This is a genomic window from Pseudomonas sp. GM24 (assembly GCF_000282235.1).
GTDB lineage: Bacteria > Pseudomonadota > Gammaproteobacteria > Pseudomonadales > Pseudomonadaceae > Aquipseudomonas.
Map to the genome: position 1 here is coordinate 42,976 of NZ_AKJR01000189.1, position 11,434 is coordinate 54,409.

The 11,434-nt window shown below is 57.2% G+C and carries 9 protein-coding genes; 4 read left to right on the forward strand and 5 right to left on the reverse strand.

All coding sequences use genetic code 11. The features are described 5' to 3' along the window. Positions 1-84: 84 nt before the first annotated feature. Entirely contained in the window at positions 85-954 is an 870-nt protein-coding gene (locus tag PMI23_RS20775) for a LysR family transcriptional regulator (RefSeq protein WP_007912215.1), read from the reverse strand. 78 nt (positions 955-1,032) lie between these two features. Here PMI23_RS20775 and PMI23_RS20780 point away from each other — a divergent pair, with 78 nt between their 5' ends. Continuing rightward, positions 1,033-1,980, forward strand: coding sequence for a DMT family transporter (locus tag PMI23_RS20780; RefSeq protein ID WP_007912213.1), 948 nt, complete (start codon positions 1,033-1,035; stop codon positions 1,978-1,980). A gap of 245 nt (positions 1,981-2,225) precedes the next feature. After that, a complete protein-coding gene (gene hppD / locus PMI23_RS20785) occupies positions 2,226-3,302 on the forward strand; it encodes a 4-hydroxyphenylpyruvate dioxygenase (protein WP_007912211.1) in 1,077 nt (358 codons plus the stop codon). A gap of 151 nt (positions 3,303-3,453) precedes the next feature. Here the strand turns inward: hppD and rarD are convergent, their stop codons facing one another. The 3 genes from rarD to PMI23_RS20800 form a co-directional block, all read right to left on the reverse strand. Then, positions 3,454-4,335 (reverse strand): EamA family transporter RarD, encoded by an 882-nt coding sequence (gene rarD / locus PMI23_RS20790; protein WP_042704993.1) that lies wholly within the window; start codon positions 4,333-4,335, stop codon positions 3,454-3,456. Between the two features lie 205 nt (positions 4,336-4,540). Next, a complete protein-coding gene (locus PMI23_RS20795) occupies positions 4,541-6,646 on the reverse strand; it encodes an acyltransferase family protein (RefSeq protein ID WP_007912207.1) in 2,106 nt (701 codons plus the stop codon). A gap of 112 nt (positions 6,647-6,758) precedes the next feature. Beyond that, complete coding sequence (locus tag PMI23_RS20800; protein ID WP_007912205.1) at positions 6,759-7,772, reverse strand: aldo/keto reductase; 1,014 nt, start codon at positions 7,770-7,772, stop codon at positions 6,759-6,761. A gap of 224 nt (positions 7,773-7,996) precedes the next feature. Here PMI23_RS20800 and PMI23_RS20805 point away from each other — a divergent pair, with 224 nt between their 5' ends. After that, positions 7,997-9,946 carry an Ig-like domain-containing protein gene (locus tag PMI23_RS20805; RefSeq protein WP_007912203.1) on the forward strand — a complete coding sequence of 650 codons (1,950 nt, stop codon included), beginning with the start codon at positions 7,997-7,999 and terminating at the stop codon, positions 9,944-9,946. Between the two features lie 63 nt (positions 9,947-10,009). Here the strand turns inward: PMI23_RS20805 and PMI23_RS20810 are convergent, their stop codons facing one another. Further along, on the reverse strand, positions 10,010-10,909 hold the full coding sequence (locus tag PMI23_RS20810) for a LysR family transcriptional regulator (protein ID WP_007912202.1): 900 nt from the start codon (positions 10,907-10,909) through the stop codon (positions 10,010-10,012). A 98-nt stretch (positions 10,910-11,007) separates the two neighbouring features. Between PMI23_RS20810 and PMI23_RS20815 the strand changes: the two genes are divergently transcribed. Further along, entirely contained in the window at positions 11,008-11,430 is a 423-nt protein-coding gene (locus tag PMI23_RS20815; RefSeq protein ID WP_007950104.1) for a hypothetical protein, read from the forward strand. Positions 11,431-11,434 lie beyond the last annotated feature (4 nt).

Consider the following 11,434-nt stretch of genomic DNA (forward strand, 5'->3'; position numbering starts at 1 on the left):
AATGCAGGCCGGATAACGGCGCGCCGCTGAAAATCACATCAGCCAGAAGGGAGGATAGATGGCAGAAGGCGCTTGCGCTGCTCATCAAAGATTCATCCGCGACGCCACTTCGATAAAGGCCAGGGTGGCGGGAGAGGCCTGGCGCTGATCGAGGACGGCAAGTCCGACCTGGCGCTGCACGGCGGGCAACAACGGCTTTTTCACGTAGTGAGACGTTGCTTCCTCCGGCAATGAGCCTTCGGCAACAATCGTGATGCCATCGCCACGGCTGACGGTGTCGAGGGTGCTGAGCAGTTGCGAGCAGCGATAGCGAATATTCGGTTGCAAGCGCGCGGCCATGAACAGCTGCGATACCAGTTCTGAAGAACCCGCCTCGGTGAGCACGAACGGGTCGTCGCACAAGTCCTTGAGAGTCAATGCCGATCGCGCTGCCAGCGGATGACCTACAGGGAGCAGGGCAACCATCTGGTCTTCGATCAGCGCAAATGTGTCGAAGCGATCTTGGGGCAGCACCACAAAACCGATGTCGATCCGCCGCTCTTCGAGCCACTGGGTCACTTGTCGATCGGGTCCTTCATCGATGTGCACCTCGATGCCCGGATGCGCCGCTCGATAACGCCGCAAAATATTGGGCAACAGTTTGATCGACGAAGTTGGCCCGAACGAGCCGATGCGCAAGGTGCCGCTTTTCATACCGCGCGCATCGGCGGCTTCCTGACGCAAGGTGTTGGCCAGACCGAGCATCGCGCGGGCGCGCAGCAACAGTTGCTCGCCGATATCGCTGAGTTCCACTGTCGACTGGTGCCGACGTAGCAGCTCGACTCCGAGTTCTTGCTCCAGCGCTTTCATCGCATGGGATACCGCCGACTGTGAAATCCCCAGCCGATGCGCCGCGAGCGTGAAACCGCGCAGTTCGGCGACCAGCGAGAAGATCTCCAGTTGGGTGAGGGTCATGAGTATTTGCTCATTTTACGATGATGGGGAATGAGGTGAATGATACGGCATTCCTCAATTTCCTTGGGCTGGAGCGTCATGCGCAACGTTGAGCAGCTACACACAACTTCATCCGACATCGCCGTTTACCTGACTCTGGCGGCGGTCACCATGATCTGGGGCGGGACCTTTGTCGCCGGACGTTTCCTGGCCGGCAGCCTGAGCCCAATGTTCGCCGCCAGCCTGCGCTTCTTGCTGGCCAGTGCGGCGTTGCTGGGCTTTTTGTGGCTGGCGCGAATCCCCTTGGCGCGGCCGACCCCAAGGCAGTGGCTGCAACTGATGCTATTGGGATTCTTCGGGATCTTCTTCTACAACCTGTGCTTCTTTTACGGCCTGCAATACATCAACGCGTCGCGGGCTTCGTTGATCGTCGCGTTGAACCCGGCGGTGATCGGTCTGGCCTCATGGTGGTTGTTCAAAGAACGCTTGAGGCGGGTGAAAGTCGCCGGAATCGCCACCTGTATTGTTGGCGCTGGTCTAGTGATCGTCAGCCGTAATCCGCAATTACTGGCTGCAACGCCTGACGCATGGATCGGTGATCTGTTGATCCTCGGCTGTGTGCTGGGATGGGGTGTTTACTCGTTGTTTTCCCGTGAATTGAATCAGACGCTGGGGCCGGTGCAGACCGTGACGTATTCGATCCTGATCGGCACGCTCATGTTGTGGGTTGTGGCGGCTGTGCGCGGCGAACTGAGCTGGGAGGCGCTGGATGATCTGGGGCTGCCGCAATGGCTGAGCCTGACCTACCTCGGCGTCCTCGGCTCGGCGCTGGCCTACATCGGCTATTACCACGGTATCCGCAAAATCGGCGCGACGCGCAGCGGGGTGTTTATCGCGCTGAACCCGTTGACGGCCGTGGTCTTCGGCGCAGTGTTGCTGGACGAACACCTGACATTGGCCATGTATGGAGGTGGCGCACTGATCCTGACGGGCATTTACCTGTGCAACAAACCCCTTGCACCGGGCGCCAGAAAGTGGATTTTATAGAGAGAGCAGACAAGCCTATTTACGCTGTGTAGAATCGGGTTACGCATACAATAATAATCGTCTTCTGGCAGCAGAAGCCTCGCCCGCAAGAGCCTTGGGTCGACAATGAAGATATTCGGGTTTCAACTGATCTACGGTGACTTTCTCGCCCGCAGTGTGCGTGGCATCTCCTGCGCGCCACCCACCGACCTCACATGACTGACAAATAACCCTGGTTAATTGATAAGAAATGATGAGGTGCCACCATGGCAGATTTATACGAAAACCCAATGGGCCTGATGGGCTTTGAATTCATCGAGCTTGCATCGCCGGTGCCGGGCACTCTGGAGCCGATCTTCGAGATCATGGGCTTCACCAAAGTCGCCACCCACCGCTCCAAGAACGTGCACCTGTACCGTCAGGGCGCGATCAATCTGATCCTCAACAACGAACCCAACAGCGTTGCGTCGTACTTCGCCGCCGAGCACGGTCCGTCCGTTTGCGGCATGGCGTTCCGCGTCAAGGATTCGCAAAAAGCCTACAACCGCGCACTGGAACTCGGCGCTCAGCCGATCCACATCGAAACCGGTCCGATGGAGCTGAACCTGCCGGCGATCAAAGGCATTGGCGGCGCGCCGCTGTACCTGATCGACCGTTTCGGCGAAGGCAGCTCGATCTACGACATCGACTTCGTGTTTATCGAAGGCGTTGATCGCAACCCGGTCGGTGCTGGCCTGAAAATCATCGACCACCTGACCCACAACGTGTATCGCGGTCGCATGGCCTACTGGGCGAACTTCTACGAGAAGCTGTTCAACTTCCGCGAGATCCGTTACTTCGACATCAAAGGCGAATACACCGGCCTGACTTCGAAAGCGATGACCGCACCGGACGGCATGATCCGCATCCCGCTGAACGAAGAGTCGTCCAAAGGCGCGGGCCAGATCGAAGAGTTCCTGATGCAGTTCAACGGCGAGGGCATCCAGCACGTTGCGTTCCTCACTGACGACCTGATCAAGACCTGGGATCAGTTGAAGAAGATCGGCATGCGCTTCATGACCGCGCCGCCGGACACCTACTACGAAATGCTCGAAGGCCGTCTGCCGAACCATGGCGAGCCGGTTGATCAACTGCAATCGCGTGGCATCCTGCTCGACGGCGCCTCGGAGCAGGGCGACAAGCGTCTGCTGCTGCAGATCTTCTCGGAAACCCTGATGGGCCCGGTGTTCTTCGAATTCATCCAGCGCAAAGGCGATGATGGTTTCGGCGAAGGCAACTTCAAGGCTCTGTTCGAGTCGATCGAGCGCGATCAGGTGCGTCGTGGTGTGCTTGCCACCGAGTAATCGGCCACTGAAATGAAAAATCCCGGACTGCAGCGATGCAGAGCCGGGATTTTTTTGAAGATCAAAAGATCGCGGCCCGAGCCTGCGGCAGCTCCTACAGGGAAAATGCATTCCAAATGTAGAAGCTGCCGCAGGCTGCGATCTTTTGCTTTTAAGGACGGCGTTGCCGCGTCAGGTGTTTGAAGCCTTCGAAGATCAGCACCACAACCGCCAGCCAGATCGGAATATACGTCAGCCATTCCCCGGACTTGATGCTCTCACCGAGCAACAACGCCACGCCAAGCAACAGCACCGGCTCAACATAACTCAACAGGCCAAACAGACTGAACGGCAGCAATCGGCTGGCAATGATGTACACCACCAGCGCCGATGCACTGATCAGGCCGAGCAGCGGGATCAGCCACATCAGCCCCGGGTATTGATCAAACACGCCCAAGCCTTGCTCGCCGCCCTGCACAAACCACCAGGCGACCGGCAGCATCAGCGTCATATCCACCCACAATCCGCCGAGGTGGTCGGTTTTCAGGTATTTGCGCAGGACGAAATACAGTGGATAGCCGACCACGACCACCAGTGTCGCCCAGGAAAAACCGCCGACCTGATATAGCTCATTGAGCACGCCCAAACTGGCGAAGAACACTGCAATTTTCTGCAAATAAGACAGACTTTCTCCGTAGGCAATCCGTCCGGTCAGCACCATCGCCAGCGGCAGCAGAAAGTAGCCCAGCGACACGTCGAGGCTGTAGCCGTTGAGCGGCGCCCACATGAACAGCCACAGTTGCACACCGAGCAGGGCAGCCGAGACGCTCAACCCGGCGACCAGTTTTGGCTTTGCCGCGACCACACGAACCAGCTCCAGCACCCGCCGCCATTCCCCGGACACCAGCATGAACACGGTCATGCACGGCACGGTCAGCAGCATCCGCCAGCCGAAAATCTCTACGCCACTCAACGGTGTGAGCAACGAGGTGTAGTAATACATGACGGCAAACAGCACCGAGGCTGAAACCGATAGAGCGATACCTTTAGACAAACTGTCCTCGCGGGGGTTGATGGTCAAACGGGGCGCGAAGGATACGTGGTTTTTGTGCTGAATATTGGGCAAATGCTCAATATTCTTCACACACATTCCCCTGTAAGAGCTGCCGCAGGCTGCGATCTTTGATCTCGCCTTTGAAAGTCGAAAGATCGCAACCTGCGGGCGTTCCTCCACAAGCGTAGTCAGTGGCAGGAAAACATCACTGAGCAACCTTCAACGGATTACCGAAGCGCTTGAGGTACATCTCGCCGAACTTGTAAGAGGCATAATCGGTGACGTGACCAATATCACGATAGACCGGCAAACCGTCGACGGTGGTCATGCAGGCGGCGTCTTTGCACTGCACGATTTTCGGGTCAATGACGATCAAGTCGGGATATTCAGCCTTCAGATCATTGAAGAGTTGTTCCAGTACCGGCTCTTTGGCACCTGACCATGGCGCCGTGGCGCAGAGGTTGCTTTGCTCGACACTGCCCATCAAACCGCGCAACTTGACCTGTTGCAGCAGGCAGGTGTTGATCCCCTCAGGCATAGGCAGCGTGTTCTCGAGAAGGACTGGAGTAGCACCGGATTCGACAATGATATCCAGAGCCTTGCGGATCGCTGTGCCGAGACGTTGTCTTGACAGTTCCGGGCTGCGCGGGTCATCGAGTTTGGTGACGATGTCATCGTCGAGATAGGCCTCCCAGAACTGACCCACGATCACATACTTGAAATGCCGCTTCGCGATCATGTCGTAATAGCGTTGAGCGGCGTTGTGGCATTTTTGATACAGCCCGTTGGTGTATTTACTCTCGTCATAGAGGTAGATCCCGGGCAAGGCCAGGCACGCCGGATAGCCCTGTGTGAGCACGGCAAGATTGGCATCCTTGGCCAATGTTTCAACAAAGCCCCAGTAATGATTCGAAAACGAATCGCCCATCAGCAGTATTTGCGGTGCAGCCTGTGCGGCGCCCGATATGCAGCCAGGATCGGCGCCATCGCTGACACCCAGGCAGCCCTCGCGATTGGCCGGAACAGACGCTTTCAAACCGTTGAACACGTCGTTGTAGCCTTGGTTGAAGCGGTTCGGCCAGCCTTCTTGTCTGACGCTGGCCGCGTGGAGCAGCGACAGGCCGATTGCCGGCACGATCATCAGCACGACCAGGGTTTTGGCAAAGCCGAGCCTGGCCTTTCGAAAGCGGTTTTCGATCAACACATAGCAGAGCCAGGCCGTGACGAACGTGGAGACGAAGTAAACGATCGTCATCGGCGGGGTGAGCGCGATGCCCATGTAACTCATCACCGCCAGGATCGGCCAGTGCCACAAGTACAAGGAGTACGAGAGCGTGCCGATAAACACCAGGGGTTTGAACGCAAGCAGTTTTGAAGTGATGCTCGCATCGCCAACACCCTGGAACAGTAGGGCTGCCGTTGCGAGGCACACGGCAATGGCGTGATATCGCGGAAAGCCCGGCAGGATATCTTCCAGGGTGGCGCAGTAGATGATCGTCGCCAGCGAAAGCGCGCAGACCAGCGTGGCGCTCAGGCGATTGAGCCTGAACGTGTCCGTGCTGAAGATGACCGCACAAGAGCCAATCATCAATTCGAAAATTCGCGCGGTGAAGAAGTAATAGTTTTTTTCAGGAGCCGTGTAAGACAGGTACAGCGCGAGCGCCATTGCCGCCAGGGTCAAGCCGAGCACCGCTGCTTTGAAAAGGCTTTTCGCCAGATAACGGTAGAGCAACCAGAGGCCCAGTGGCAGCGCCAGGTACCACTGCCATTCGATGGCCAGCGACCAGGTGTGCAAGAGCGGCAGACTGGCCGCATCGGGCGTGGCGTAACCCGTGGTGACTTTGGAAAAGTACTGGTTGGAGATGATCAGCGACGTGTATTTTTCGCTTTTGAGAAAATCCACATAGTCATCGGGCAAATACAGCAGCGTGGTGACTATCAGCGTTACGACCAGCAACGCAATCACGGCCGGTTGCAAGCGCCAGATTCGACGCGTGTAGAACCCCGAGAAAGTGAACGTGCCGTTGTTCAGCGACTTCATGATGATTGCGGTGGTCAGATAACCCGAGATCACGAAGAAGATGTCGACGCCAATAAACCCGGACGGGAAGAACGCCAGGCCGCCGTGAAAAATCAGCACCAACAACACCGCGATTGCGCGCAGCCCATCGATATCCGCACGGTAATCAATCGAAGGTTTGCGATCCACCGCAGTTGCGGTCGCTGCCGGCGCAGGAAGCTTATCGGCAAACAGTTTGAACAGCAGCCCGCGCAAAGGCTTCCTGGTTACCTCAACGGGGCGATTGAGCATGTATTAAGTCCCTGGTTATTTCTGAACGCTCAATCAAATCATCCGTTTGATCGCGCTTGCTTCAACGAAAAACAGCCGATTGTATCGGCTGTTGCTGGACAAGGGAAAACGCTTAAACCAGATGCGGTTTACGCCCCGACACAAAATGACTGACATCGTTGAATCCCGGCGTCGATGCATGGCCCGGCGTCACCAGCGAATCGATGAAAGCCTCATCTGCTGCGGTGATCTTCACGGTCTGTGCCTTGGTATACGCATCCCATTGCGCTTCGGTGCGCGGCCCGACAATCGCCGACGTCACGGCACTGTTGTTCAACACCCAGGCAATCGCAAACTCCACCATCCCGACGCCGCGCTGCTCGGTGTACTGCTGAATCTGCTGGGCAATGCGCAGTGATTCCACGCGCCACTCGGTTTCCAGAATGCGTTTGTCCTGACGCCCGGCGCGGCTGTTGGCGTCCGGCTGCACATCCGGCGCGTATTTGCCGCTGAGCACGCCACGGGCCAGCGGACTGTAAGGCACCACACCCAAGCCGTAGGTTTGCGCCGCGGTGATCTGCTCGGTCTCGGCCTGACGGTTGACGATGTTGTACAACGGCTGGCTGATCACCGGGCGGTCCACGCCGAGTTTATCGGCGATGCGAATCACCTCGGCAATCCGCCAGCCGCGATAGTTCGACAAGCCCCAATAACGAATCTTGCCCTGACGAATCAGATCGCCAATCGCCGAAACGCTCACTTCAAGCGGCGTGTTGTGGTCTTCGCGGTGCAGGTAATAGATGTCGAGATAGTCAGTACCGAGCCGGGTCAGGCTGGCATCGATGCCATTGAAAATGTGTTTGCGGCTCAAACCGCTGCGATTCGGCACACCGTCCACCGGGCCGAAACCGACCTTGGTTGCCAGCACCCACTCATGCCGATGACGGGCAATCGCTTCACCGACGATCTCTTCGGAACGGCCGTTGGTGTAGACGTCGGCGGTGTCGATGAAATTGATGCCCTGATCCCAGGCCTTGTCGATGATACGCAGCGAATCCTCAGCGCTGGTCTGCTCGCCAAACATCATCGTGCCAAGGGTGAGGGTGGACACCTGCAAGCCCGAGTGCCCGAGTGTGCGAAAGCTCATGCCGAAATCCTTTTGTCGGTGGGAAAGGGTTAATCAAATACCAGAACCGCTGGAGCCGGCAAACAAATTTGTCCAGGAATTACTTTTCAACCCCCACCCGATGGGAGCCGTTCGTCGTGACTGTCAGATCTGACAGTAGGCACGGCGGTAGATGTTCTGGCCTGATTCTGGAGGGTGGCCTCGTTGAAAAGTCCTGGCCTATTCTTGAAATCAGGAGCTCGTTGATGGATACCAAGACTTTGGGTGTGGCGTTACCCGCCGACGCCGAGATCAACCTTTACGCGCCGCAACTTCCGGACAGCAATACCTCCGTGGCCGGTGCCGATTGCGGTATCGCCAAGGCGTTCTACGAGCTGCGGCCGAATGGCGCAACCGTCATTATCAATCCGGTGCTGGCGCAGCGGCCGCTGGATACGTTTTCAATTCACGTGAACGGAGCAATGCGCGTCGACAGCCAGCAGGCCCAATCCACGGACGACGCAGTGACCCTGCATATTCCCAAAAATTTGCTGAGATCCGATCCGGGTTTCGTCAATGAACTGAGCTATACCGTCACACGCACCACCGGTGCTGAAGAAACCTACGAGCCGCCATTGACGATTCTGTACAACGCCATTCGCCCCGGGATGGAGGACAAGAACGGCGATGAAGGACACTCCGAACTCGAGTTAGGACTGCCTCGGGATGTGCTGGAAGACGGTATCGATGCCGATCGTGCAGCACAGGGCGTGCAGGTCTGGTTCTCCTATCCCTATTGCCGGCCGTACGACCGGATTGTGCTCAACTGTAACGGTCATGATGTTGAGTGGGAGGTGCATCCGGACGAGGCTCCGGCGACACCGACCAGTACACCCACTCGCATTGGGCGTCTATTGGAAAAAGCCGATCTGGAGGCGGCAGGTGATCATCCCCAGTTCTCTTTCACCTATACGGTGTTCGACCAGATTGGCAACGGAGCCGATCTGAATTCGCCGTGGTCGGCGGCGATCCGCGTTGTTGTCGATCTCAAGGGCACACGGATGGCCGCTCCCGATATTGCCGAAGACCCGGATGACCCGCACGACGCGCCGGATACCATTGACCTGAACAAACTGGGCAACAAGGATCTGACCATCCAGGTGCATGTCCTGGAACCTCTCTGGGCCACCAACGACACTGTCCGCGTGAAATACACCGCGACGCCAGGCAGCGGACCCGTTGTCGCACATACGGTTGACCAGTTGGTCGGCAGGCTTCCTTTTGTGCACCGGTTGATGATTCCCAATGCCAAGGTCATCGGCGACAGTGTGGTCGCTGTGTTGTATGAGCAAATACGTGGGGGAATCGTTATTGCGACATCAAAAGTTGCGCGGGCACGGGTGATTGTGAAACCGGTTATTTTGGAAGTTAAGAACTCGTCCGGAGCGGACGTGCAAAACGGCGGCACGGTTTCGGACAATAAAGTGGTGTTGTCGGGTTCTGCGCTGGCGGGGATGGTGTTGCGGGTTTTTGATGGTGAGGCGTTTATTGAGGAGATTCAAACCGGATCGAATTATAAGTGGCAGAGCAAGTTGCTGCCGATTGCGGTGGGGCAGCACAACTTTACCGTGAAGGAAAAAACCGGGAATCAATTTGAGTCTGATCCTTGGCGGTTTCAACGTTTGGCGCTCAACATCGACCGGACGCAGATGAAGCTGGACGGTTTCTCGGTGAAGGTGCCGCAATGGCCGAAAACCGGTGAGGATTCGCTTGGTAATACGGGTATTCGCGTACCGACGGGTGGGGTTCCGCCGTATGACTATGCTTCTTCGGATCCGTTGACTGCGCCGGTGAGTGCGGCCGGTAAGGTAACGGGACTCAAGCAGGGCGTGGCGACGATATACGTTACGGATCGGGAGGGTGAGACAGTTAGTTACCTGGTGGCTGTTACGAATGTTTATAAGCTGCAAATCAGCGACCAGACGCTGGGTTCTCCTGAGGCTGAAGCGTGGAGGAATTCATTGGGAGGCCGTCATACATATGACAGCATCTTTCGTAATGACATTGTTCGAGTATATTCTCCGCCCCTTCGAACAGAGCACGTTTGGACATGTGCTAATTTTGGGCAATGGGGCGCATACATGAGACCTGACTACTCGTTTAATACTATCCTCAGTGCTCGCAGTTGGACCGCCTGGTGTTTACTGGCTATCTGAATAGTTTGATCGTTCCCCCGCTGAGCGTGGGAACGATCAAAGCACGCAATGGGGAAAAGTGATTTATCGGCTCAGCCCGGTGCAGCGCTCTTGCAGAAACACCTGCAACACTCTGACTCGTTCAGACACTTGAACTCGATGCGGACACAGCAAATTGAACGGCGCAGTTTCCCCGTCCCAATCATCAAACAACGTAACCAACCGCCCCGCGCGGACGTCTTGGGCAATGTCCAGCCAAGCTTTGTAAGCGATGCCATGCCCGGCCAGCGCCCAGCGGCGGGCGACTTCGCCGTCGTCACTGAGGTAGTCACCATGGACCTCGACTTCCAGCGTTTCATCGCCGCGGCTGAAACGCCAGCTGTTGTAGGGTCGGCCATTGCGCAGGTAGAGCAGGGCGCTGTGCTCGCTCAGTTCAGTGGGATGTTGCGGGATACCACGTCGCGCCAGGTAGTCAGGGCTGGCGCAAGCGACGCGCCGGTGTTGCGGCAGAATCGGCAACGCCACCAGCGTCGAATCGCTAGGCACGCCAAAACGCAACGCCACATCGACGGTCTCGCGAAACAGATCGGCATGTCGGTCGTTGAGCAGCAGTTGCAGCTGAACATTCGGATGTTCACGTTTGAAATCGTCGAGCCACGGCAACAACACGTTGCGGCCGAAGTCCGACGGCGCAGCCAGTTGCAACACGCCGCTCAGGCCTTCGTTTTGCTGCTTGATTGCCTGTTCGCCCTCAGCCAGTGCCGCCAGTGCCAGGCGCACGCTTTCAAGATAACGGCGGCCTTCTTCTGTCAGACGAATGCTGCGGGTGGAGCGTGCGAACAAACGGATACCGAGGCGGGTTTCCAGGCGCTTCAGCGCGATACTGGCGGCGGCCGGGGTCAGCTCCAGCGCGCGAGCGGCAGCGGAAATGCTGCCGGCATCGGCAACGCGGACGAAGATCTCCAGATCGAGAATTGAGCTCATTGCTAAAAATCCTTTAAAGATCTTTGCGTTTTTGCGGGATTTTTTCGTGATTGGCAAGGATGGATACTGCAATCAATCAATAATCGCAGGAGAGGCGCATGACCTGGACATTCGATCACCTGGCCTTCAATACCGCTGACGGTCAGACCTTGCAGGACAGTTTCGCCCAGTTGCTCGGGCTCAAGCCGGGCCGTCGTCCGCCGTTTCCGTTTCCCGGGCGTTGGCTGTATCAGGATGAACATGCCGTGGTGCATGTGATTGAGCGGCCGTTGCCGGATGACACGGAATTGAGCCACATCGCGTTTCGTACTGATGAGCCGGCGGAAGCGGTGTTGCAGCGGGTGCGTGACAGTGGTTTGCCGTATCAGTTGGCGCAGGTACCGGGCGAGGGGATCGCGCAGATTTTTGTGCAAATGCCGGGTGGTCTGGTGATTGAGCTGGACGCATTAGAAGCCCCTCACCCTAACCCTCCCGAAACGTCGGACCGCCCGGAGGGAGAGGGGACTGACCGAGGTGTTTGAACGA

Bases quoted from the DNA above. Each gene is read 5' to 3' on its own strand.
- PMI23_RS20775 (WP_007912215.1), bottom strand. From the start codon at position 954: ATGACCCTCACCCAACTGGAGATCTTCTCGCTGGTCGCCGAACTGCGC.
- PMI23_RS20780 (WP_007912213.1), top strand. From the start codon at position 1,033: ATGCGCAACGTTGAGCAGCTACACACAACTTCATCCGACATCGCCGTT.
- hppD (WP_007912211.1), top strand. From the start codon at position 2,226: ATGGCAGATTTATACGAAAACCCAATGGGCCTGATGGGCTTTGAATTC.
- PMI23_RS20795 (WP_007912207.1), bottom strand. From the start codon at position 6,646: ATGCTCAATCGCCCCGTTGAGGTAACCAGGAAGCCTTTGCGCGGGCTG.
- PMI23_RS20800 (WP_007912205.1), bottom strand. From the start codon at position 7,772: ATGAGCTTTCGCACACTCGGGCACTCGGGCTTGCAGGTGTCCACCCTC.
- PMI23_RS20805 (WP_007912203.1), top strand. From the start codon at position 7,997: ATGGATACCAAGACTTTGGGTGTGGCGTTACCCGCCGACGCCGAGATC.
- PMI23_RS20810 (WP_007912202.1), bottom strand. From the start codon at position 10,909: ATGAGCTCAATTCTCGATCTGGAGATCTTCGTCCGCGTTGCCGATGCC.
- PMI23_RS20815 (WP_007950104.1), top strand. From the start codon at position 11,008: ATGACCTGGACATTCGATCACCTGGCCTTCAATACCGCTGACGGTCAG.